General features: G+C 64.7%; 19 protein-coding genes. 11 read left to right on the top strand and 8 right to left on the bottom strand.

Features of this window, described 5'->3' with window-relative positions; translation table 11 throughout:
• The first annotated feature begins 14 nt into the window (after nt 1–14).
• Nucleotides 15–2,558: a DNA ligase D gene (gene ligD, locus CLM74_RS11100; RefSeq protein ID WP_105164058.1), complete on the top strand. Its 2,544-nt coding sequence runs from the start codon at nt 15–17 to the stop codon at nt 2,556–2,558.
• Nucleotides 2,559–2,622: 64 nt separating this feature from the next.
• Here ligD and CLM74_RS11095 read toward each other — a convergent pair whose 3' ends face one another.
• Nucleotides 2,623–3,366, bottom strand: coding sequence for an OBAP family protein (locus CLM74_RS11095; protein WP_105164057.1), 744 nt, complete (start codon nt 3,364–3,366; stop codon nt 2,623–2,625).
• 460 nt (nt 3,367–3,826) lie between these two features.
• On the opposite strand from CLM74_RS11095, the gene glgA reads away from it, so the two are divergent.
• The 7 genes from glgA to glgX all read left to right on the top strand — a co-directional run bounded on the left by glgA (nt 3,827) and on the right by glgX (nt 15,842).
• Nucleotides 3,827–5,215, top strand: coding sequence for a glycogen synthase GlgA (gene glgA / locus CLM74_RS11090; RefSeq protein WP_234003330.1), 1,389 nt, complete (start codon nt 3,827–3,829; stop codon nt 5,213–5,215).
• 89 nt (nt 5,216–5,304) lie between these two features.
• Entirely contained in the window at nt 5,305–7,446 is a 2,142-nt protein-coding gene (locus CLM74_RS11085; RefSeq protein ID WP_234003477.1) for a 1,4-alpha-glucan branching enzyme, read from the top strand.
• Entirely contained in the window at nt 7,443–9,164 is a 1,722-nt protein-coding gene (treZ, locus tag CLM74_RS11080) for a malto-oligosyltrehalose trehalohydrolase (RefSeq protein ID WP_105164054.1), read from the top strand. The genes CLM74_RS11085 and treZ overlap by 4 nt, the downstream gene beginning before the upstream one ends.
• Nucleotides 9,161–11,002 carry a 4-alpha-glucanotransferase gene (locus CLM74_RS11075; protein ID WP_105164053.1) on the top strand — a complete coding sequence of 614 codons (1,842 nt, stop codon included), beginning with the start codon at nt 9,161–9,163 and terminating at the stop codon, nt 11,000–11,002. Before treZ ends, CLM74_RS11075 begins: the two co-directional genes overlap by 4 nt.
• Nucleotides 10,999–13,572 (top strand): malto-oligosyltrehalose synthase, encoded by a 2,574-nt coding sequence (treY, locus tag CLM74_RS11070; protein ID WP_105164052.1) that lies wholly within the window; start codon nt 10,999–11,001, stop codon nt 13,570–13,572. Before CLM74_RS11075 ends, treY begins: the two co-directional genes overlap by 4 nt.
• Nucleotides 13,541–13,708: a DUF2934 domain-containing protein gene (locus tag CLM74_RS11065; protein ID WP_105164051.1), complete on the top strand. Its 168-nt coding sequence runs from the start codon at nt 13,541–13,543 to the stop codon at nt 13,706–13,708. The genes treY and CLM74_RS11065 overlap by 32 nt, the downstream gene beginning before the upstream one ends.
• Nucleotides 13,695–15,842 (top strand): glycogen debranching protein GlgX, encoded by a 2,148-nt coding sequence (gene glgX / locus CLM74_RS11060; RefSeq protein ID WP_105164050.1) that lies wholly within the window; start codon nt 13,695–13,697, stop codon nt 15,840–15,842. Before CLM74_RS11065 ends, glgX begins: the two co-directional genes overlap by 14 nt.
• Nucleotides 15,843–15,925: 83 nt before the next feature.
• Here glgX and CLM74_RS11055 read toward each other — a convergent pair whose 3' ends face one another.
• The 5 genes from CLM74_RS11055 to CLM74_RS21745 all read right to left on the bottom strand — a co-directional run bounded on the left by CLM74_RS11055 (nt 15,926) and on the right by CLM74_RS21745 (nt 18,362).
• Nucleotides 15,926–16,111 carry a hypothetical protein gene (locus tag CLM74_RS11055; RefSeq protein ID WP_234003476.1) on the bottom strand — a complete coding sequence of 62 codons (186 nt, stop codon included), beginning with the start codon at nt 16,109–16,111 and terminating at the stop codon, nt 15,926–15,928.
• A 109-nt stretch (nt 16,112–16,220) separates the two neighbouring features.
• The gene (locus tag CLM74_RS11050; RefSeq protein ID WP_105164049.1) at nt 16,221–16,829 is read right to left on the bottom strand and encodes a mechanosensitive ion channel family protein; all 609 of its coding nucleotides are present in this window, start codon (nt 16,827–16,829) and stop codon (nt 16,221–16,223) included.
• Nucleotides 16,830–16,832: 3 nt separating this feature from the next.
• The gene (locus CLM74_RS11045) at nt 16,833–17,699 is read right to left on the bottom strand and encodes an SDR family oxidoreductase (RefSeq protein ID WP_105164048.1); all 867 of its coding nucleotides are present in this window, start codon (nt 17,697–17,699) and stop codon (nt 16,833–16,835) included.
• A gap of 103 nt (nt 17,700–17,802) precedes the next feature.
• Nucleotides 17,803–18,186: a sensory rhodopsin transducer gene (locus CLM74_RS11040; protein ID WP_105164047.1), complete on the bottom strand. Its 384-nt coding sequence runs from the start codon at nt 18,184–18,186 to the stop codon at nt 17,803–17,805.
• Nucleotides 18,183–18,362, bottom strand: coding sequence for a hypothetical protein (locus tag CLM74_RS21745; RefSeq protein ID WP_234003489.1), 180 nt, complete (start codon nt 18,360–18,362; stop codon nt 18,183–18,185). The genes CLM74_RS11040 and CLM74_RS21745 overlap by 4 nt, the downstream gene beginning before the upstream one ends.
• Between CLM74_RS21745 and CLM74_RS11035 the strand changes: the two genes are divergently transcribed.
• On the top strand, nt 18,303–19,232 hold the full coding sequence (locus CLM74_RS11035; protein WP_234003475.1) for a TIGR03885 family FMN-dependent LLM class oxidoreductase: 930 nt from the start codon (nt 18,303–18,305) through the stop codon (nt 19,230–19,232). The genes CLM74_RS21745 and CLM74_RS11035 overlap by 60 nt on opposite strands.
• Here the strand turns inward: CLM74_RS11035 and CLM74_RS11030 are convergent.
• Complete coding sequence (locus CLM74_RS11030) at nt 19,202–20,794, bottom strand: alpha-amylase family glycosyl hydrolase (RefSeq protein ID WP_234003328.1); 1,593 nt, start codon at nt 20,792–20,794, stop codon at nt 19,202–19,204. The two genes, CLM74_RS11035 and CLM74_RS11030, sit on opposite strands and share 31 nt — an antisense overlap.
• A gap of 490 nt (nt 20,795–21,284) precedes the next feature.
• Between CLM74_RS11030 and CLM74_RS11025 the strand changes: the two genes are divergently transcribed.
• On the top strand, nt 21,285–21,911 hold the full coding sequence (locus CLM74_RS11025; RefSeq protein WP_234003327.1) for a PIG-L family deacetylase: 627 nt from the start codon (nt 21,285–21,287) through the stop codon (nt 21,909–21,911).
• Between the two features lie 40 nt (nt 21,912–21,951).
• Here CLM74_RS11025 and CLM74_RS11020 read toward each other — a convergent pair whose 3' ends face one another.
• Complete coding sequence (locus CLM74_RS11020) at nt 21,952–22,590, bottom strand: DUF6766 family protein (protein WP_105164045.1); 639 nt, start codon at nt 22,588–22,590, stop codon at nt 21,952–21,954.
• Nucleotides 22,591–22,800: 210 nt separating this feature from the next.
• Here CLM74_RS11020 and CLM74_RS11015 point away from each other — a divergent pair, with 210 nt between their 5' ends.
• On the top strand, nt 22,801–23,964 hold the full coding sequence (locus tag CLM74_RS11015; protein ID WP_105164044.1) for a zinc-dependent alcohol dehydrogenase: 1,164 nt from the start codon (nt 22,801–22,803) through the stop codon (nt 23,962–23,964).
• Nucleotides 23,965–23,966 lie beyond the last annotated feature (2 nt).

Below are 23,966 nucleotides of genomic sequence, written 5' to 3'. Positions count from 1 at the left end.
ACCAGGAGCCCGTCATGTCCTTGGTGGAGTACCGGCGCAAACGGAGTTTTGACCATACCAAGGAGCCGGAACCCGGCAAAGCCCCACCCAAGGGGCAGCGTGCTATCTTCGTGGTCCAGCTGCACCACGCCAGCCGCAGGCATTACGACTTCCGCTTACAGGTCGGCGACGCACTCAAGAGCTGGGCCGTCCCTAAAGGGCCCAGCTACAACCCCAAGGTCAAGCGCATGGCGGTCGAGGTGGAGGATCACCCGGTCGACTACGCATCCTTCGAAGGCGAGATCCCCAAGGGGCAATACGGGGGTGGGCATGTGGCCCAGTTCGATCATGGCGTCTGGGCAACGCAGGGCGACCCAGAGGCCCAGCTCGCCAAGGGCCACCTGCGCTTTGAGCTGTTTGGCACCAAGCTCAAGGGCGGCTGGCACCTGGTCCGGTCAGGAAAACCCGCTCGCCAGCCGCAGTGGCTGCTGTTCAAGGACGATGATGCGTTCGCCAGCGACTTGGAAGCTGATGACCTGCTCGCCGATATACAGGCGCCCCCCGCAGATGATCTCAGGAGGGCCGGCGCGGGGAAGGCAGGCAAGAAGAAGCTCAAGGCTGTTCCGGTAAAGCGGGCGCGGCGGCAGGGCTGGGCCAGGAAGGCAATGGGATTGTCCAAGGCCAGGAAGACGGCTGCACCCTCGGGCCCGTTCAAGCCCCAGTTAGCCAAGCTGGGGGAGGCACCGCCCCAAGGCGATCAATGGGTCCACGAGATCAAGTGGGACGGTTACCGGATCCTGACAACGGTTACAGAAGGTACGGTCCGCCTGTGGTCACGCAACGCACTGGAATGGACTGAGAAGATTCCCGAGATACGCGATGCCGTCGCAGCGTTGGGTCTCACCTCCGCCGCTCTGGATGGCGAACTCATCGCGGGCTCGGGAACCAAGGAGGACTTCAACCTCCTGCAGGCGACGCTGTCCGGGGAACGCCAAGGAGCGCTAGCCTATGCGCTCTTCGATCTGCTCCACATTGATGGGGTGGACGTGGCAGCCGCCCCTTTGCTGGAACGCAAGGGGCTCCTGCAGGAGCTCCTTGCTGGACGGGAACATCCCTTGGCCTTCAGCTCCCACGTTCAGGGCGATGGCAACGAGGCATACCGCTTGGCCGGCGAGCAGCATTTCGAGGGCATCATTTCCAAACGAGCGGACCGCAGTTACCACAGCGGGCGCAGCGAAGACTGGCGGAAGACCAAGCAGCTGGCCAGCGACGAATTCGCGGTAGTGGGCTACACCGCCCCTAAGGGCAGAAGGGACGGTTTCGGGTCTCTCCTGCTGGCCAAGCCAGACCGCGAGCACGGCTGGCTCTACGTGGGGCGGGTGGGCTCCGGGTTCAGCGATGAACTGATTGCGGAGATCACCACGAAAATCCAGGGCGGGCGCAGAAAGCCAACGGCGTATGTGCCCACAGAGGAAACGGATCTAAGGTCGGCTTCATGGTTCGAGCCGCGATTCGTGGTCGAGGTCTTCTACCGCGGCATTGGCGGGCAGCAGCTGCTGCGCCAGGCTTCGCTGAAAGCGGTCAGGGTGGATAAGGACATTGCCGACCTCGGCGATTCCGATGGTCCTTCCAGGGGCGAGTCGCTTCGCAGGCAGCAGCCCGCCACGACGAGGTCTCCGCGCAGGTCGGATCGGCACGCCCCGGCCGAGCGGACCCCGCCCAGGCTGTCCTCTCCGGGCAAGGTCCTGTTCCCCGATGACGGATATACCAAACGGGATGTCTGGGACTATTACTCGGCCGTGATGGAGCAACTCCTGCCTGAGGTGATCGACCGCCCGCTGTCGATCATCCGGTGCCCGGCCGGTACGGGTAATCCCTGCTTCTTCCAGAAGCACCACTCGGCCGGACTGGAGCTGGTAGATGCGGTGAAACTGAAGGAAGACAGTGGCATCAACGCCCACTATCTGGTCGTCCGAGACAACGCCAGCCTGTTGGAGCTGGTCCAGTTCAATGCCCTGGAGTTCCACCCTTGGGGTAGCCACGCCGAAGAGCCCGACAGGGCGGACAGGGTAGTGTTTGACTTGGACCCCGGGCCGGATGTTCCCTTTGTCGAGGTCAAGAAAGCAGCCACCCACATCCGCAAGCTGCTGGTCCAACTGGAGCTGGAGTCATTCCTGCGGGTATCCGGGGGCAAGGGCCTGCACATCGTGGTGCCCCTCGAACCCGGGTGCGATTGGGATCTGACCAAGCGCTTCGCGAAGGGTTTCGCCGATGCGCTGGCGCAGTCCGAACCACATCGCTTCCTTGCGACGGCAACCAAGAGCCTACGCAATAAGCGAATCTTCGTCGACTACCTGCGCAATAGCCGAGGAGCCACTGCAGTGGCTTCCTATTCGCTTCGAAGGAGGCCGGGCGCTCCGGTGGCCATGCCCATTGCATGGAGTGAGCTGGCCAAGCTCAGAAGGGCCGATGCATTCACGATCAAGGACGTGCCGGCCAAGCTCAAGCGGCGGCGCAAGGATCCGTGGGAGGGCATCGAGACGCTGAAGCAGAACCTGGCGCGATGGTCGCAGGATTAGTGCCTGTCGAAATCGCTCAATCCGGACGATTGCGCTTACAGGTCACTCGTAGCTCCGGTCCGCGTCAGTCAACGGGACCCTGCAATGGTTCAGCGTCGACAACGCCTGGCCACGGTGTTGCCTGGGGAAAGGCCTCGCGGAGTGCATCGACGCCGAACTGCGGCCGCGCCAGCGCACGCAACGACTCACGATCCCGGCGGCGCTGATCGGTACTGATCGTACCTGCGCGATCACGGGCCGCAACGAGGGCAGGATCGATCTCGCCCTCGCGATTGAACGACCACGCCAGCTTGGGGTCACCCAGCGGCAGTTCCTGGCCGTCATGCCACAGGTGCCAGGTCTTTCCATAACTGTTCATCTTGCTGCGCATCAGCGCTCGTTCGGCAGGCAGCGGCAGATTCGGCGCAGACAGCTGCCCGGACAGGATTTCTCCATTGTGCGGGTGCCAGTAGCGACGCTCATCGGCCGGCAACCTGCCAAACAGCCGTCCTGAAATGAGGTACTCGATCCCGGTCAACCGTGCATGAGCGGCATCGCTGTCGAACAACGCGCACTGGGCAAACTCCTCGTTCACCTGCCGGCAGTAGTGATGGGCCTCCATCTGCTGCTGCGGATCGTCCTTCAGCGGGTGGAATCCGATCAGATGGATGTCCAGCCGACCGACGGGGCCGCTGCCCTGAAGGGTCATCGCACCGGTCTCCAGGACACGGCTCCGGGGCGACTTGTCGATTCCCGCTGCCGGCGCTGCAGGTGTATCTGGGGTGCAGGCCGAGAGGGTTGTGATCAACGCCAACAATGCGATCCGCATGGCTGCCTCTTTGAGCTTGATGAGCTGGAGCTTTGCATTCCGCGCGCGCCGGTGCGGTGCAGGCCGCGTATGTGCGCAGTCAATGTGGGTGACGGCCATGACAATGTGTACGCGGCCCATGAAGCGTTGTCACAAAGAAATCGCCGTCGCTTCACGGGTGATTGATTGGAGGCGGAGCTAGAGTTCACTCAAGCCATTCGCTGACGTTCCCCGCGTCCTGCGTCGACTTCCCTTCCCAGCGTACGTGCCCGTCCGGGCATCGCTGGCGTTTGCCTGCCTGAAGCATGCGAGATCCCCCATGGCCTACGCAGTCCAGTCCGCTTCATCGGTTGCAGCCGAACCCGGTGCGCCACTTCCGGCCTCATTTGCACAGCCTGTGCCGCTCGGCATTCGTCGAGGCCCTTCGCAGCCTGTCCGGTTGCCTGAGCTGGCGCAGCGAGTGTTGTTCGTTGCAACCGAGATGGCGGATTTTGTCAAGGCCGGCGGGCTGGGCGATGTTGCAGCTGCCCTGCCGCGCGCCGTACGCGGCGCCTGTGATTCGCGGGTACTGCTGCCGGGCTACCCGGACGTGCTGCAGCGGTTGCCGCAGCTGCAGCATGTCGGCGCCGTAGCGCCCCGGGCGGGACTTCCAGCATGCCGTCTGGGCATGGCCATGCAGGCTGACGGCCTGCCCATCTACGTCCTGCTGTCACCAGCGCTGTACGAACGCGAAGGCTCGCCGTACGTGGATGGGCAGGGGCAGGAGTGGAAAGACAACGCAGTTCGCTTTGCCACGTTGTCACATGCAGCGGCCGAGATCGCCGCGGGGCGAGCCGGGCTGGGCTGGATACCGCAGCTACTGCATCTGAACGACTGGCCGGTGGCGATGGCGGCCGCATACGCCCGCTGGGACCGGACCACCGTGCCGACGCTTTTGACCATACACAACCTGGCCTATCAGGGCTTGTTTCCTTACGCACTGGCGACAACGCTGGGGGTACCGGCCGAGCACCTGGATGAGCTGCACTTCCATGGACAGATGTCGTTCCTGCAGGGCGGCATCACCAATGCCACGCGGCTGAACACAGTGAGCCTGCGCTATGCGCAACAGATCACCGCGCCGGACGATGGCTGCGGGCTGCACGATCTGCTGGCCCACCGTGCCGCCGGTGGCCACCTCAGCGGTATCGTCAATGGCATCGACCCGAGCTGGGATCCGCGCCGCGACGTCCATCTGAAGGCACACTTCAGCATCGGCGAATGGACCGGCAGGGCTGCCAATGCGCATGCCGTGCGCAGGGCCTTCGGCCTGGCTCCTTCATCAGGCCCGATGTTTGCCGTGGTTTCGCGCCTGGTGCACCAGAAGGGCCTGGATATCACCTGCGATGTCGCACCGCAGATCGTGGCCGCAGGAGGCCAGCTAGTGATCATCGGCGGCGGCGAGCCGCAGGTGGAAGCCCAGGTCCAAGCGCTGGCACAGCGATACCCGGGCCGAGTGGGCGCCTTCATCGGTTTTGAGGAAGCGCTGGCGCGGCAGATGTTCGCCGGCTCGGACTTTCTGTTGATGCCGTCGCGCTTCGAGCCGTGTGGACTGAGCCAGATGTATGCACAACGTTTCGGCTGCCTGCCGATCGCACACGCAACCGGCGGCTTGGTGGACACAGTCGAGGACGGCGTAACTGGATTCCTGTTCCATGGTGCCAACGCGGACGGCTTGCGCCGTTGTGTGGAACGCGCTCTGCGCACCTTCCGCCTGCCGGCGCTGATGCAGGCAATGCGGCGGGCAGCGATGCTGCGTCCCGGCGGTTGGGAAGCTGCAGGCCGCGCCTATCTGGCGCTGTACCAGCAGACCTGCCAGGTGGCTGCATGATCGACGACAGCTGCCGCCTGCTTGGCATCGATAAGCTGATCGTGACACGGAACGAAGCGGCGGAAGCCGGTACGTCCGCTTGGGACGACCTGGTGCATGCGCGTCCGGCCGATGCTTTCGCGTGGCTGGGTCCCCATCGGCGTGCTGACGGTTCGCGTGTACTGCGTGCGCTGGTGCCGCACGCTCGCCGTGTTCAGGTGGTCGCCGGCGATGGGCAGCGTTGGGACCTGCAACCTGGTCCTTTACCCGGGGTGTTCGAAGGGGCCGCCGGCGACGACCCGGTCCCGCTGCTGGCCGTACATTTCGTCGAAGGCGTCGAACAGATGCATGACGCATATGCGTTCGGCCCGTTGCTGGAAGAGGCGACGCTGCAGGGCTTCCATGCCGGCAGCGAGCAGGCTGCGCGCGAGCTCGGCGCAGTATCGATGCACGTGCAGGGCATTGCCGGTGTGCGCTTTGCCGTATGGGCACCCAATGCCCGGCGGGTTGCAGTAGTCGGTGATTTCAATGGCTGGGACGGCCGGCGCCATCCGATGCGGTTGCGCCATACCGCCGGGGTCTGGGAGCTGTTCGTGCCCGGCGTACAGGCTGGTGCGTGCTACAAATTCCGTATCGTCGGCGCCGACGGCCGAATCATGCCCGACAAGTTCGACCCGATGGCGCGTTGGGCCGAACGGCCACCCGCCACGGCCTCGCGCGTGGCGTCGGCCGCAGCGCTGCGATGGAATGATGCGGCGTGGCTGGAGGCTCGGCGCAAGACCGGCATCGCAGCGCCGCTGGCGATCTACGAGGTGCACGCGTCGTCATGGCGACGCAATGAAGATGGTGGGCCGCTGGACTGGGACGGGCTTGCCGACCAGTTGATTCCCTATGTGGCCGGTCTCGGCTTCACCCACGTTGAGCTGCTGCCGATCAGCGAATATCCGTTCGGGGGCTCGTGGGGCTACCAGCCGCTGGGCATTTACGCGCCAACCGCACGGCACGGCACTCCCGAGGCGTTCGCGCATTTTGTGGACCGCTGCCATCAAGCCGGTATTGGCGTGATCATCGATTGGGTCAGTGCGCACTTTCCCGCTGATACCCACGGCCTGGCGGGGTTCGATGGGACCGCCCTGTACGAGCACGCCGATCCGCGTGAGGGCGTGCACGCGGACTGGGACACGCTGATCTACAACTATGGCCGTAGCGAAGTGGCCGCCTATCTGATCGGCAGCGCACTTGAATGGGTGGAAAGGTTCCATATCGATGGCCTGCGCGTGGACGCAGTAGCTTCGATGCTATACCGGGACTACAGCCGCGCAGACGGGCAGTGGATACCGAACGAGCAGGGCGGACGCGAGAACCTGCAGGCGGTTGCCTTCCTGCGCCGGATGAACAAGGCGCTCCGCGAGCGTTTCCCGGATGTGCTGGTGATTGCAGAGGAGTCCACGGCCTGGCCGGGCGTGACCGCGCCGGTGGAAGAAGGGGGGCTGGGCTTCACCCACAAATGGAACATGGGCTGGATGCACGACACGCTGCAGTATCTTCGTCGCGACCCCGTCCATCGCCAGCACCATCACAGCGAAATCAGCTTTGGTCTGGTGTATGCGTTCTCGGAGCGTTTCGTGCTGCCGCTGTCACACGATGAGGTGGTGCACGGCAAGGGCTCCCTGTTGGCGAAGATGCCGGGCGATCTGGAGTCGCGGTTCGCACAGTTGCGCGCGTACTATGCCTTCATGTGGGCCCACCCAGGCAGCAAACTGTTGTTCATGGGGGCCGAGTTCGGCCAACACCACGAATGGTCGCACGATGACGCGTTGGACTGGGCACAGGCCGCGAGCCGCGAAGGGCAGGGACTGTCGCGTCTGCTGAGCGATCTGAACCGCGTGCTGCGCGCCGAGCCCTCGCTGCATCGGGACGAGTGCAATGAGCAGGGATTTGACTGGAGCGTGGCCGATGACAGTCGCAACAGTGTCTTTGCGTTCATTCGCAAGGATCCGGTCGGTGCCGGGCGATCACTGCTGGTGGTCAGCAATTTCACCCCAGTACTACGCGAGGGGTACCGCGTCGGGGTTCCCCAGGCGGGGCGTTGGGCAGAGCGGATAAATACCGACAGCGATTACTACGGCGGAAGCAATGTCGGCAATCTGGGGGCGACACATACCTGTGCACAGCCGATGCATGGGCACGCCCAGTCGTTGCGGTTGACGCTGCCTCCGCTCTCCACGCTGTATCTGCAGGTCGACCCATGACCGCAGCTGTCCCTCGACTTGGAGCATGGCCCGTGGCTTGCGGAGGCGTGCAGTTCCGTCTGTGGGCGCCCGACGCGCAGGCGGTAGATCTGATGCTGGAAGGCACGTCGCTGCCAATGCGACGCGGTAGCGACGGCTGCCATTGGCTGCACACGCAGGCGGCACATGGGCAGCGCTATCGCTTCCGCCTGCCCTCGGGCCAGGAGGTGCCCGATCCAGCCTCGCGTTGGCAGCCTGACGGCGTGGACGGTGACAGTGCGGTGCTGTTGGACGATGTCACCTGGCGCAATCCTCAGTGGGCGGGGCCCACATGGCAGGAGATGGTGATCTATGAGGTACACGTTGAGGCGGCCGGCGGATTTGCCGCACTGGTGGCGCAGCTGCCGATGCTGGCCTCGCTTGGAATCACCGCCATCGAACTGATGCCGGTGGCCCAATTCCCAGGACAGCACAACTGGGGGTATGACGGTGTCTTTCCGTACGCGCCCGCGCAGGCATATGGCGGCCCCAACGCACTCAAGGAATTTGTCGACGCGGCGCACGGAGCCGGGCTGGCAGTGCTGCTGGACGTGGTCTACAACCACTTCGGTCCGCAGGGAAATCACCTCCCGCTATATGCGCGCGGGTTCTTCCGCAGCGACCGCAGTACGCCGTGGGGCGATGCCATCGACTTCCGGCAGCATTGGGTGCAGCGCTTCTTCATCGACAACGCGCTGATGTGGCTGCAGGACTACCGTTTCGACGGCCTGCGCCTGGATGCGGTGCATGCCATCAATGATGACCTGTTCCTGCTACAACTGGCAGATGCGGTGCGTGCTTCGGTTCCGCACGCCCATCTGATGGTGGAGAACGAACGCAACCAGGCGCGCTGGTTACGCGGCACATTCCGGGCACAGTGGAACGATGACTTCCACAATGCGTTGCATGTGATGCTGACCGGCGAGCACGAGGGGTATTACGCTGCCTACGCGGGCTGCCCGGAACGACTGCTGGCGCGCTGCCTGTCCGAAGGCTTCGCCTGGCAGGGCGAGCCGGACATGCAGGGGCGGCCGCGGGGCGAGCCGAGCTCCGACCTGCCGCCCTCATGTTTCGTGGTCTTCTTGCAGAACCATGACCAAGTGGGCAATCGGGCCTTCGGAGAACGTCTGTCGGTGCTGGTGGAACCATCGCAGCTACGGGCTGCGCTGGCGTTGACGCTGCTGACGCCGATGATTCCGCTGCTGTTCCTGGGAGAGCCGTGGCAGGCGCAATCACCGTTCCTGTTCTTCACCGATTACGCGCCGCCGCTGGATGATGCCGTGCGCAACGGCCGCCGACGCGAGTTTTCCGCATTCAGCGCCTTCACCGATCGAGCGGCACGAGCATGCATCCCCGACCCGAACGATCCAGCCACCCTGCAGGCATCGTACGTGCCCCCGCCTGGTGACGACCCGCGTTCGAGACAGTGGCTGGGCGATATGCGCGCACTGTTGGCGCTACGCCGCCGGTATCTGCAGCCCGGCCTGCTGCAGGCGCGCTCGTTGGGCGCGCGTGTTCTGGGCACAGGCGCAGTACAGGGCGGTTGGCAGTTGCCGGAAGGGCAGTGGTGGATCGCCATCAACGTTGGCCCTGCGCCAGTGGTACACGCACTTCCAGCTGGCGAATGCGTGCTCGGTACCGATGAAGCCTCGATGCTGCCCGGATGCGGTGGAATCCAAGCCCGCTGGGTGCGCCAATGAGCGAGGCCGCTATGCTGCAGGAAGAAGCGCGCCGCGCCGGAGTGCTGACGCGCTGGGTGGACGTAGATGGCGTCGAACGCGAGGTTGAGCGGGAGGTGTTGCGCGCGGTCCTGCAGTCGGTGAAAGCTGACGGCCCGATCCGCCAGCGTCTGCGTACGGCCCGCTGCGGCGATGCGGTGGCGATGCCACGTGCAACCGGCACGGCTTGCTGGGTCGATGACCAAGGTGTGGAGATGGAGGCGCGCACCGACGCCAACGGGCGCTGGCGGTTACCGGATCAGCCCGGCTACTGGCACTGGCAGCAGGGGGCACAACGACAGTTGGTGGCGGTGGCGCCGCAACACGCATGGTGGCCACAGCACACGCATCGCGCCTGGGGTCTGGCTGCGCAGGTGTACAGCCTGCGCGGCAACTGTGACGCTGGCATCGGCGACAGCGCCGGCTGCGTGCGTTGGCGCGAGCAGCTGCGTCGGCACGGTGGCGATGCCCTGGCCCTAAGCCCGCTCCATGCAGGCATGCTGCCGGGCCCCGGGCACAGCCCATACTCGCCCGGCGACCGCCGCTGGCTCGATCCACTGCAGGCCTCGCTGGTGCAGGTATTGCCGGAAATCGCACAGTCCGTACTCGACAAGGACGCTTCCCTGGCCGAGGCGGTAGCAGCGGCCACCGCAGCCCGCCGCGTTGACTGGATGCATTCGGCAGCATTGAAGTGGCGTTGGCTGCGTCAGGCGCGGCAGCACCTGTTGAGCGCGGCACCCGCACAATGGCAGCAGATCCGCGCGTGGTGCGGCTCAGCTGGCGAGTCGCTGCGGGCCTATTGCCGCTTGGCAGCCGACACTCTCAGTGGCAACGCGGAAGACCATGCCTTCGCGCAATGGCTGGCACGTCAAGCCTGGGCACAGGTGCAGGCGCAGCTGCGCAGTGACGGTGCATCGATCGGCCTGATCGCCGATTTGGCCGTAGGCTGCGCGCCGAACGGGGCAGAAGCACGCAGTGAGGGGACACATCTGCTGCAGGGCGTGGAACTGGGCGCGCCACCCGATGCCTTCAACCCGCAGGGCCAAGTATGGGGCATCACCAGCTGGTCCCCATCGGCATTGCAGGACGAGGGCTTCGCACCGTTCATCAGCGTGCTGCGTGCGGTAATGGCCGGTCGGGGTGGGCTGCGCATCGACCATATCCTCGGCCTGCAGCGTCTGTGGGTGCTGCCGTGCGGGGCCGGGGCGGGGCAGGGCGCCTACCTGCAGTATCCGTTCGAAGACATGATCAACCTGCTGGTGCTTGAATCGTGGCGCCAACGATGCGTGCTGATAGGTGAGGATCTTGGCGTGGTGCCGGCAGGCATCCGCCAACGGTTGGCAGAACGCGGCATTCTGGGCATTGAGGTGCTGCCGTTCGTCCGCGAAGGCGACCGCTTCCTGCCTGCGTCGCGCTGGCGCAGGGACGCGGTGGCCATGCCTTCCACCCACGATCTGCCGCCATTGGCTGGCTGGGTGCGCGGACGCGATCTGCGTTGGCGCGCACGGCTGGGCGAGCTAGCTGACCTGCCGACGGCATTGGCGCAGCGCCGCAAAGACGCGCGGGCGCTGTCTGCAGCTGCCAACGGTGCGGGAGCCACGCTGGAGGCGCGGGCCTTGTCGATGCTGGCCCATGCGTCCTGCCGGCTGGCGCTGCTGCCGTTGGAAGATGCACTAGGCAGTCGCTCCCCGGTCAACCTGCCCGGCACCACGGACGGCCATCCGAACTGGCGCCGACGCCTCCCGCGCGCGTGGGACCACGCGGCCGTGGAAACTCGTGTGGCGCGGATCAGTACGACACGGCGGAGGCTGCCAGGATGAGCGGGCTGCATGCCACCGCCCGGCTGCAGCTGCACGCAAGCTTCGATTTCGATGCCGCTGCCGCCCAGCTGGACTATTACGCCACGCTGGGCGTAAGCCATCTGTACCTGTCGCCGATCGCAGCCGCGATGCCTGGGTCCAGCCATGGTTACGACGGCATTGATCCGACCCGGATCAGCCAGGAACTTGGCGGTGAAGCGGCTTTTCTGCAGCTGGCAGCTGCCGCGCGGAAGCACGGGATGGGCCTGATCCTCGACATCGTCCCCAACCATGTGGCGGCATCGGCGCGGAACTGGTGGTGGAACGATGTGCTGATGCATGGGCGCCGGAGCCCGTATGCTGCCTGGTTCGATATCGAGTGGGAGGCGCCTGGATGCGGTGGACGCCTGTGGCTGCCGGTTCTGGATCGTCCATTGCAGGAGGCTGTCGAAGCAGGCACGTTGCGCGTGGAGCCGGGTGACCAACGTCTGCTGTTGCGTCACCACGACCTGACACTGCCACTGTCGCCGCGCAGCTATCCGCTCCGGCCGGCGCGGTGGCCCGACTGGACGGAACGATGCAATCGAAGGGTAGAGCGCCTGCTTGCGCTGCTGCAGCGCCAGCACTACCGTCTGGCGTGGTGGCGTACGGCCGGTGACCAAGTGAACTACCGCCGCTTCTTTGATATCAACGAGCTTGCGGCGCTGCGCGTTGAACGCGAAGAGGTGTTCGAGCAGGTGCATGCGCTGCCGCTTCGCCTGATCCGCGAGGGCTGGGTGGACGGCCTGCGTATTGATCATGTGGATGGGTTGGCCTCACCGGCGGCCTATCTCCAGCGCCTGCGGCAAGCCGTGGATGCCGCCTGTGTGATGGGTCAGCGCAGGGCTGGATCGGTAACCCTGCACGTCGAGAAGATCCTGGCACAGGGCGAGCAGCTGCCAGACGACTGGGCTTGCGATGGCAGTACCGGCTATGACTTCATGGACCAGGCCGGAGCCTGGCTGCACGACACGGCTGCCGTCGGCGCGCTCACACGCATCTGGCAGACCGCCAGCGCGGACACGTCATCGTTCGCCGATGTCCAACGTGGCGCGCGCACGAGGCTGTTGCGACAGTCACTGCATGCGGATTTCCTGCGGCTGCTGCGCACCGCACAGCGGCTGCTGCAGCCGCGCTTGGCGGAGGCTGATCTGGATGCGGCGCCTTTGGCGCGTTCGCTGGCCGCGCTGCTGCGCTGTTATCCGGTCTATCGCCCGTACGGACTATCCGGCAGCGCCGAACGACGCGCCTTGTCCGATGCGGAAACAGGGGCGAGCGCGGAACTGGACGGCGCGGGGAAGGCCGCACTTTGTCTGCTCAGCGAGGCGCTGCGTGGAGAAAACCCAGGTGGCGAAGAGCTACGCGTGCGTTTCGGTCAACTGGCGGCACCGCTGAATGCGAAAGCGGTGGAGGACACCGCCTTCTACCGTTACAACCGCCTGCTGTCGCGTAACGAAGTCGGTAGCGATCCGCAGCATCTGGGCATTGGCGGGCGTGAGCTGCTTGCGCTTGCTGCTGCGCGCCTGCGCCGCCACCCTCAAGCGCTGTTGGCGCTGGCCACCCACGATCACAAGCGCGGCGCCGACAGTCGGGCCCGTCTGGCCGTACTGACCACATGCGCGACGGATTGGCGCAACGCCCTGTGTTGCTGGGACCGGATGGCCCGGCAGGCCGGAAGGTCGATACCGCTGCCTGGTGCCGAATCACATGCGCTTTGGCAGGCGCTGGTCGGTGCATGGCCGATGCACGGCGAACCGGATGATGACTTCGGCACCCGGATGACGCAGTGGCTGCTCAAGGCCTTGCGAGAAGGCAAGCGGATCAGCAGCTGGGCCGATCCGGATGAAGGCATTGAGCAGGCTGCTGCCCGGTGGCTGCGCGCCCTACTGGAGGAACCGGAACTGCGCCCGTTGCGCACGGCGTTATCCACGTTTATTGGCCGCATCGCGCCAGCCGGCGCGTGCAATGGGCTGGTCCAGGTGTGCCTGCAGCAGTGCCTGCCTGGCGTGCCCGACCTGTACCAGGGCGGTGACGGCTGGGACCTCAGCCTTGTCGACCCGGACAACCGCCGCGCTGTGGACTACATCACGCGCCGTCGGTGGCTGCAGGATAGGCGTTCCTGGGCAGATCTCCTGCGGCGCTGGCACGACGGCGCGGTCAAGGCGCGCTTGCTGGCAACGCTGCTGCGCTGCCGCCGCGAGCACTCGGCGCTGTTTCTACACGGCCAGTTGCTGGCGCTTGCGGTGCCGCCGCGTTCGCCGTGGCTGGCCTTCCTCCGAACCCACCAGGCACAGGTACTGCTGGTTATCGTGCGGCGCGGTTCTGCCGAAGCGATGCCTGGCCCGGGCCTGCAGCTCCCCAGCGGGGCCGGTGCTGACTGGACGCTGCGCGGGGTGCCGCAGGGGAGGTTTCGCAACGTTCTGGATGGGCGCATCGAACGGTTTAATGGAACCGCGGCGGCGACACTGCTGCTGGCAGGGAGCCCGTTGGCGGTGTGGATCAGCGAGGAGAACGGTAGAGATGGACAGCGGGGAACGACGGCAGCGGATTGAGGCGTTGGCTCACCAGATATGGGAGGCCGAAGGTCGCCCGGATGACCAGCAGCAGCGTCACTGGCATATGGCTGAACGGCTGGTGGAGGCGGAGATCGCCGCTCGCAGCGAGGAGGATCGCGATGGCCAGCCGTAGATGGGTACAGAGGTCACGTGTACGCGAAGGGCGGCCGTTCCCACTTGGCGCGACGTGGGACGGGCTTGGCGTGAATTTCGCGTTGTACTCCCGGCATGCGACACGGGTGGAGCTATGTCTGTTCAATGCGCGCAACCGTGAGATTGAACGGATCGGGCTGCCTGAATACACCAATGAAGTCTGGCACGGCTACCTGCCGGATGTGCGTCCCGGTCAACGCTACGGCTACCGGGTGCACGGTCCATACGCCCCGGAAGAAGGGCATCGCTTCAATCCCAACAAGCTGCTTCTGGACCCCTACGCCAAGCAGATCGTAGGAGAGCTGAAATGGGCGCCGCAGCTCTTCGGCTATACCTTGGGCCATCGCGACGGGGACCTCAGCTTCGACCGCCGCGACAGTGCCAGCTACATGCCCCGCTGTGCTGTGATCGACCCGGCCTTCAGCTGGGGAGCCGAGCGCGCCCCGGCCACCCCATGGGACCGCACGGTCATCTACGAGGCACATGTTCGCGGGCTGACCATGCTGCATCCCGGAGTACCCGAAGCTGAGCGGGGCACGTTCTCGGCATTACGGCATGACGAGCTGGTCGATCACCTCGGCCATCTTGGGGTCACCGCCATCGAGCTGCTGCCGGTGCATGCGTATGTAGATGACCAGCAACTGCTCGAGCGTGGCCTGCGCAACTACTGGGGGTACAACACGCTCGGCTTTTTCGCGCCCCAGCCACGCTATCTGTCACTGGGAACAGTGGCCGAGTTCAAGCAGATGGTGGCGCGCCTGCACAACGCCGGCATCGAAGTGATCCTGGACGTGGTCTACAACCACACTGCCGAGGGCAACGAACTGGGGCCGACGCTCTCATTCAAGGGCATCGACAACGCCAGCTACTATCGGTTGGCCGATGATCGCCGTTACTACATCAATGACACCGGCACCGGCAACACCTTCGACCTGACCAACGCCGGCGCGCTGCGCATGGTGATGGATTCGCTGCGCTACTGGGTCACCGAGATGCGGGTGGATGGCTTCCGGTTTGACTTGGCAACCATCCTGGGCCGTGAGCGCCATGGCTTCGATGCCTCGGGCAGCTTCCTCGACGCTGTACGCCAGGACCCGATCCTGAGCCAGGTGAAACTGATCGCCGAACCATGGGACGTGGGACCCGGAGGCTACCAACTGGGCGGCTTTCCACCGGGCTGGGCCGAATGGAACGATCGCTTCCGCGATACGGTGCGTGCGTTGTGGCGCGGAGATGGTGGGCAACTGCCGGAGTTCGCCACCCGTTTCACCGGTTCGGCCGATCTTTTCGAGCATCAAGGCCGGCGCCCGTCGGCCAGCATCAATCTGGTGACCGCACACGACGGATTTACCCTGCATGATTTGGTGAGCTACAACGAGCGCCACAACGAAGGCAATGGCGAGGACAACCGGGATGGCCATTCTCATAACCTGTCCGGCAACCATGGCGTGGAGGGCGATACCGATGATCCCGCCATTCTCTCGCTGCGTGCGCGGCAGATGCGCAACCTGCTCGCTACACTGCTTTTGGCGCAGGGAACGCCGATGCTGCTTGCGGGCGATGAATTCGGGCATTCCCAACAGGGCAACAACAATGCTTATTGCCAGGATAATCCACTGAGCTGGATCGACTGGGACCGGGCCGCGCAGCCAGCGGCACAGGCGCAGGTCGCATTCGTACGGAGGGCGCTGTCACTACGGCGCCGATATGGCTTGCTGCGTCGCAACCGTTTCCTGCGTGGCGAGTATGACGAGGTGTTGGGACTGCGCGACATCGACTGGCGTCACCCCGACGGCCATCGCATCGAGGAAGCCGACTGGCATGACCCGGAGCTGCGGGCGTTGCGGATAGTGCTTGACGGACGCAGCCCAGATAGCGGGCTGCGCGAACCCGGTCGCCATCTCAGCCTCGCCCTGCTGCTCAACGCGGGCGAACAACCACAAGTGTTCCAAGCCTCCGGCGACGTGCTGGCATTCCGCCGCGTGTTGCTGCAGACCGAGGACGCGCCCCTCGAGGCCGGCGAGGACGGCAAATGGACGCTGGCCCCGCGCAGCCTCTGCCTGCTCGCCGCGAGCAGCCGCTCCGGTACTGACGACGTAGAACATCCTTCCTGAGACATCCGGCCGGACATAGCTCGCCGACCCTGCGGAAAGCCGTGTCCGCCTGCGCGGCCCAGAAGGTGGGGCGCCGGCCAATGTCAGCGGCCTTGCTGCTTAGCGGTGGGATCCGGGTCGGGACGTTCGTAGTCTTCGGGCTCGGCCTTTTGCCCCTTGCCGTCGTCCGGCATGTCATGTTCCTTCCACGTCGCCCTGTCGTTGCGCCGCTGGTCAGGCGTATGGGCTTTCGAGGCGTCGTCCACATTGGCACCCGGATTGAAGGGCAGGTCGTCCCGCAACTTCTTTTCATTCACGTCGGCTCTCCGGCGCAGCGCCGCTTGGAGTGGCGTGCGGTGGGTTGATAAACCGCCTCAGCAGGATGAAGGTCGTCATACCTCAGACGGGCCCGGCCGGCGGTGCAGGGTGGTGGCTGCTGTAGTGAAGCGGGGTGATGCGCTCCTGGCTGGCGCCGCGGTGCCGGGTGATTCGCTGGAAAAAGAGCGAGTTCGGAACGCGGAGCAGGCAACCACGCGCCCCTTCGGCGCGATCGATCAGCGTGGTGTAGATCAGGTTGATGTCGACAACCTGGCCGCAGAGGCCGGGCTTGTCGACATTCTCCAGAACCTCGATGACATCGTTGATGCGGAATGGACGGGTGGCAACGATGAGAAACGAGCAGAACAGATTGGACAGCACACTCCATGCTGCGAAGAATGCAACTGCGCCGACCGCCATGAATCCGGTGAGCGCAGTCCACAACACCGACCTTGACACCCCGAGCCGTTCCAACACCAGAAGACCGGAGGCCAGGTAGATCAGCAGCGCACCACCACGGCGCAGCCCGGCATGCAGTTCCGGAGCCAATCGACCGCGCTGCTTGGCCCGCTGAAGGGCCCAGGCAAGCGCCCGCACCAGCAGCCACGCCAGCCCGAGGGTCAGAAGTATCTCGGCCACGGGTACCACCACCGTGAGCCAATCCATGAACCATGGCGGCAGACCGAACATCTGTCAGAGCGTGACCGCGCCGCCGGAGACGGTCAGAAGCGCACCGGATGTGTAGCTTGCCGTATCCGAGGCGAGCATCACGTACGCCGAAGCGAGCTCTGCTGGCTGCCCGGGGCGTCCGAACGGCGTCTGCGAACCGAACTGCTCCACCTCATCGGCGGCCATGCCCGCAGGGATGAACGGCGTCCAGATGGGGCCCGGCAGCACGGCGTTGACCCGGATCTGCTGTTCTGCAAGCAGCCCCGCCAAGCCGATGGTCAGGTTGGCCACTGCCCCCTTGGTGGCCGAGTAGGGAAGGATGTTGGGCGTCGGCTTCTTGGAGTTGACCGAGGCGGTATTGATGATCGCGCCGCCGCCCTGCAGGTGCGGAACACATAGCCGGCTGAGATTGAAGACCGCGTGCACATTGGTATCGAATGTGCGCTGCCAGTCCTCCAGGGTGATGTCGTCCAGGCTCTCGTAATAGCGCTGATAGGCCGCGTTGTTGACCAGGATGTCCAGTCCATCGAGCTCGCTGGCCACCCTGTCAACCAAGCTGCGCGCCTGCGCCGGATCACTGATGTCGCACGGCACCAGCACGGCCTTGCGCCCCGCCTGCTCGATCTGCTGCTGGACATGGCGTGCATCGTCCTGCTCGCCCTCAAGAAAGGCGATTGCCACGTCTGCGCCTTCGCGCGCGAAAGCAATGGCGACGGCGGCACCGATACCACTGTCTCCGCCGGTGATGAGTGCCTTGCGGCCGGTCAGCAGACCATGGCCCACGTAGCTGTCTTCTCCGTGATCCGGTCGAGGCTGCATCGGTGCGGTCTTCCCGGGGAAGCGCTGCTGCTGGCGTGGAAATGGCGGGCGTGGATAGTTGGGGGTCGGCATCGTCTGGCTCCGTGAGTGGCAGGGGCGTCCAGTCTCGCCGTGCGGTGGTAAAAAAAGCGGCCCGGCGGCGTGGCTGCCATGTCGACGACATCCATCGCAGGCTTCACAATGGGTACGCGATGGTGGTCATGATGCTGTTGGCGGCCTGCCTTGAATCCAACCGGGTATGCTGCACTACGACCGGGTGATCTGATTCGATGAGGCTGGCGAAACCAGCGCCACGCGGTATCGGCGCCGGGTCCTGCAGGTCATTGAACCGCAGGTGGCGCGTGCGGCGGGCGGGCACCACGAAGCTGAAGGGCCCCAGCGGCTCGCGGTCCTCGAAATACAGCGTTAGAAGCACGTGCGCATCATGGTCGCCCGCGTTGAGCACGCAGCACGTCTCATGGCTTTCCATCTCGGGTGACGGGCCATTGCTCCACGCAGGAATGTAGCCCTCGGCAATTGCCCAGCGGCGGTGGCCGATACAGGAAGAAGATGTTTTCATGACGCGGTTTTACCGTCGCCGGTGTTGCCATTGCGTCCACATTCCGCTTGGATCCAGTGATGATGATCGGCTATCACGCTTCGCACGAGCAGTTTGCGCCGGCGGCGCTTCTTGAGTTGGCGCACCGCGCCGAACACGCCGGATTCGATGCCCTGATGTGCTCCGACCATTTTCATCCCTGGACGTCGGCGCAGGGACAATCCGGACACAGTTGGGTCTGGTCCGGCGCGTTGGCGGCGCAGTGTGCGCTTACCCTGGGCATGGTGACGTGCCCGATGCTGCGCCAGCATCCAGCGCTGGTGGCACAGGCGGCGGCGACCCTTGACCAGCTCGCACCCGGCCGGGTCTGGTTGGCACTGGGCACGGGCGAAGCGCTCAACGAGCGCATCACCGGCAAGCCGTGGCTGTCCAAGGAGATGCGGCAACAGGCCCTGCTGGAAGCCGCCGATGTGATGCGCCGGCTCTGGCAGGGAGAGCGGGTTGATCACACGGGCGCATTCGAACTGCGTGGCGCGCGTCTCTACAGCCGGCCGCTGCTTCCACTACCGTTGCTGGGCGCGGCCGTCACCGAGGCCTCCGCACGGTGGGTAGGGAGCTGGGCCGATGGCTTGATCACCATCAGCCAACCCCTTCCGGTACTGCGCCGCGTCGTGAACGCGTTCGAGGCGGCTGGCGGCCTGGGCAAGCCAATGTACGTGCAGGCCAAGCTGTCCTATGCACGTTCAGAAGAGGCCGCACTGGCCGGCGCGCTGCAGCAGTGGAGCGCCAACGTCCTCCCACCCGAGCTGGCTGAAGGGCTGGACCAGCCCGAGCAGTTCGAAGCATGCGCAGCCAAGGTCGATGCACTGCAGCTGCGCGAGCACGTACACGTCAGCGCCGATCTGCAACGTCATCTTGCGTGGCTACAGCAACTGCAGTCGTTGGGCTTCGACCGCATCTACCTGCACAACGTCAACCTCGAGCAGGAACGCTTCATCGATGATTTCGCGGCGCATGTCCTGCCGCCGTTGCGACGTCATTCCGCGCCGCCCACCAGCCACGCATAGCCGTATCCCTGCAGAAGACAGCGGCGCCCCTGCAGTATCGCATGGCGGGCGACGATGGCGGTGAGGTCGCCTGCAAGGGGCACCTCGAACCAGACCGGCTGCGTGTTGAAGTTGACCAAGGCGAGCGCCTGCTTCGGGCCATGGCCGTATCGGAGCACGAGCAGCGCAGGGGCATGCGACGGCAGCACGGTGGGACCGGCCTGCAACAATGGCTGTTCAGCGCGCTGGTGAAGAAGCTCACGGATGCGGCCAAGCAGTGAGTCTGGATCGGACTGCTGCGCGGCGACGTTGATCGTCCTGTAGCCAAAAGGTCCGGTTTCCAATGGCTTGCGCCAAGCGTGATGCGGTGCATCCGTAAATCCGCCCGCCGGGCCATCATGCCACTGCATCGGCATCCGGACCGCATTGCGCTCGGGCAGATCGAGACAGTCGCCCAGGCCGATCTCCTCTCCGTATCGAAGCACCGGCACCTGCCCCAGCGAGAGCAGCGCCGCCCACGCCATCGCTTGCCAACGCACATCCCCGCCGAGCATCGGTGCAAGACGGCGCCGAATGCCTCGGCCGTAGATGCGCATTCCGGGGTCGGGGGCAAAGCGCGCCATCACTTCCTCACGTTCCTGCGCGGAGAGCTGCTCCAGGTCCAGCTCGTCATTGTTGCGCAGCCATGCGATGCGGGTGTCTGGAGGCGCATGCGGGCCATACTCGGCCATGACATCGCTAAGCACGCGGGCATCGCCCCGCGCCAGCGCCAGGAAAAAATGATTGTTGAGATGGAAGTCAAGCAGATGGGAAAGCCGCCTTCCCCCATGCAGGAAGTCGCCGTAGCGATTGGCGCTGACATCTGCTTCGCCGATGAGTGGCAGGCCGCGCTGATGGTCGTCGGCGACCTTGCGCATGTCCTCAAGCAACCACAACCCATCGTCGCGAGGATCAGCGTGCCGGGCGCGCTCAACCATGTAGGGCACAGCGTCCACCCTGAATCCGGCGACGCCGCGCTGCAGCCAGAACGCCATGATCCGTCGCAGCTCATCCCGCACGGGCGGATGGGCGAGTTCCAGGTCCGGCTCGTGGTGGTAGAACATGTGGCGATTGAACGCCTCGGCCTCCGCATCCCATGTCCAGGTTGACGCCTCGACAGGTGGAAACATCGGCTGCAGCCCATCATCAGGGATGCAGTCGCTCCACAGGTACCAGGGTCGCCGGTACGGATCACCCGCCCGGGCGGCCGCGAACCAGGGGTGTGCGCTGGCGGTGTGCTGCATGACCAGTTCGACCAGGATCCCGATTCCACGGTCATCGGCAGCAGACACCAGGCGCTCGAATGCCTTCTCGTCACCGAGGCGTGGATCGATGCGATAGTGGTCGGTGATGTCATAGCCGCCGTCGCGCCCGGCATTGCAATAGAAGGGCAGCAGCCAGAGATGGCTCACACCCAACCATTGCAGATAATCCAGCTTCTCGGTCACCCCATCCAGCGTGCCCCAGCCAAGACCGTCGCTGTCACGGAAAAGATACGGGTCAACCTGGTAGATCGCTTTGAGTGGACGCGCAGTCACGGTCATGATCCTCGTCGGCTCATCTCGAGATGCAAGTGAGCTTGCCGGCTGCCCCTTCATGCAATCGTGAATCAAACGCATGGATCCAGTGATGTCCAGCCGCCCGGCCCGCTGCTGCCGTCAGGACTGGCATCGCTGAGGGCGCAATGAGATCCGCGCACGGTGTTCATCAGCCACCCACGCCGCCAAGACGGAAAAGCGACCGGCAGGGATTTACGTTGAATGCACTGCCGCCGCGACGCCGCGATGCGAGGCCGGTGCGCGCTGCCGAGACCGGCGTCACCGGCAGCCTGCACGCTGATGGCCCCAGGTGTTGCCGGTCGAGGCCAGGTGCGGGATCCGACGAGCGTACGACGGAGGCGCGATGGACGGTATGGGTATCTGCTACAGCGATTACAGCAATGGCTCGGATGAACGTGCGTGGCAGCAGTGTCGCTGGCTCTGGCAGCGCCCGGCGACCCCGCTGGCGTCGCTGTGCGGGGCCGCAGAGCGCATCATGCTGTTGGCCACCGATCCGGGTGACGAGGTGCTGGGTTGTGGCGGTCTTCTGAAATGCGTAGCTGAGCACACGCAGGTCCGAATACTGGCACTCACCGACGGCGAAGCCTGTTATGCCGGCGAACCATGGTGGACGCCTGCCCGACTGCGCCAAGCACGCCGCGATGAGCAGTGTGAAGCGCTGGAAAGGGTCGGCATCGGCGCCGCGTCGATTGTTCGGCTTGGCATCGCCGGCGGGATGCTTGCCGCGCACGAGCAGGCATTGGAGCGCTGGCTGCTGGGCACGCTGCGTCCCAATGACCTTCTGCTGGCACCCTGGCGCTTCGATGGCCGTGCAGACCATGAAGCCGCCGGACGCGCCGCATGCCGTGCCGCACGCTCAGTTGGCTGTGCACGGCTGGAATACCCGATCTGGGGATGGCACTGGATGGATCCCGGCTGCGCGCACATGGCGTGGGAATCTCCCAGGTTGCTGGATATAGAAAGCGTTATCGACTGCAAACGCGGCGCAATGTCCCTGCTGCGCACCCAGACTGGAGCGATCAAGTACCTGCGTGCCGAGCCGGCGTTGCCCGCGCGCGTTCTTGCGCGTTTCCAGCGCAACCATGAAGTATTCCTGGCCTAGCGTGGCGCCGCCAGGGGAACGTGCTGCACGCCCGTCGCCATCAATCCCCGGTCTGCGAGTGAGGTGCCTGGACCGCTTTCGACTGGGGAGAGTCCTTCTGGCGAAGGAAGATGGTGAGGATGACCAGTGACAGCACGGCGAGGAATTCGCTTTGCCAGTTCTGCATCGACTCGAACCAGAACGTACTGCTGAACAGATGGTCAAGGAATCCCGGGGGTGGCAGGCCCTCCAGCCGCTTCTCGACACACTCCGAACGCCAACTGCCGATGGCATGCAAGGCAAAACTCAGCAGGAACATGATCGTGAAGGCAATCGCCAGTGAGTGGCCGTACAAGGTCTCCCAGATCCCGCCCCGGCGCACGGGCCAAGGGGCAGGTCCCTCATCCACCCGTTCCTGCTCCTGCGCCGGATCCAGTGGCCTCGATTCTGCCGAGCCGCGTTGCCGTAACGAAACCGTCAACAGCACGTACATGCCCATCTGCAGGAACTCGCTCTCCCAGTTCTCGAAGGTGGCACTGATGAAGTGGCCACTGACAAGGTAATGCCACAGGTCCACCGAGGTGCTGCCATGCCGCTGCAGCTCATCGTTGTAGACCTGCAGGCCCGCTGCGATCTGCCCTCCCAGAAACAGCAACATCAGTGCCAGCAGAACCAGCGAAAGACCATTTCTTCTCCACATACCTCACCTCGCGCACCCGCCTCATGGATGAGCCTGCCCGGGCACTGCGGAAACCGCCGTGAATGGGATGCGTGGAGTCGGTGAATGGTTGAAGGCAGTGTCAACGGCCGTGTCCGGCTGGATGTACACCGCGCACACTCCGCGCTCACGGCATCGAAAATGGGGGCATGACACGCTGAACATCCTTTCCCGATCGACAGGAGACTGACGATGCAGGCGTTGACCTATCATGGCCGCAAGGATGTGCGTGTTGAAACCGTTCCAGATCCCGTACTGGCCGCGGACGATGACGTGATCCTGAGGGTGACGGCAACTGCAATCTGTGGCTCGGACCTGCATCTCTATCGCGGGAAGATCCCTGATCTGCACACTGGTGATGTGCTTGGCCACGAGTTCATGGGGGTGGTCGAAGAGGTGGGTCGTGGCGTGTCCCAGCTTCGGCCCGGCGATCGGGTCGTGGTTCCGTTCGTCATCGCCTGTGGTGAGTGCTTCCACTGCAGATTGGCCGAGTACGCTGCTTGTGAGACAACGAATACCGGTCCGGGCGCTGCACTGAATGCCAAGGGCATGCTGCCGCCGGCAGCGCTGTTCGGGTACAGCCATCTGTACGGCGGTGTTGCAGGCGGGCAGGCTGAATTCGCCCGTGTACCCAAGGCAAATGTCGGCCCGCTGCGTATCCCGGAGGGCGTCGCAGACGAGCAGGTGCTCTTCCTGTCCGACATCCTGCCGACCGGCTATCAGGCGGCACTTAATGCCGGGGTAAAGCCAGGCTCGACCGTTGCGATCTTCGGTGCTGGCCCGGTCGGGCTCATGAGTGCAGCCTGCTGCAGGCTGCTCGGTGCGGAAACGATCTTCATCATCGACCACCTGCAGTACCGGCTTGATTTCGCGCAGCGCACCTACGGTGCAACGCCCATTGATTTCACTACGGTCGATGACCCGGCCGAGTACATCGTCAGCCAGACCGGGGGGCGAGGCGTGGACGCCTGCATTGAAGCGGTTGGATTTGAAGCGGAAGGCAGTGCGCTGGAGAGCGCTCTGACCGCGGTGAAACTGGAAGGGAGCAGTGGCGTGGCGATCCGCCAGGCCATCGCCGCTGCCCGTCGTGGCGGTGTAGTGAGCATTCCCGGCGTGTACGCCGGCTTCATCCATGGATTCCTTCTGGGGGACGCGTTCGACAAGGGTCTGACGTTCAAAATGGGGCAGACACACGTGCAGGGATTGATGCCGGAACTGCTGACAGCCATCCTGGATGGGAAGCTCGATCCGGGCAACATCATCTCTCACCGTATGCGCTTGGGCGATGCTGCAGCGGGCTACGCAATGTTCGATGCCAAGAACGACGACTGCCGCAAGATCGTGCTTACGCCATGAGT

This window comes from Stenotrophomonas sp. MYb57, from assembly GCF_002966815.1.
Lineage (GTDB): Bacteria > Pseudomonadota > Gammaproteobacteria > Xanthomonadales > Xanthomonadaceae > Stenotrophomonas > Stenotrophomonas indicatrix.
The sequence above is the reverse complement of the archived record's forward strand: the minus strand, read 5'-3'. Positions and strand labels throughout refer to the sequence as shown.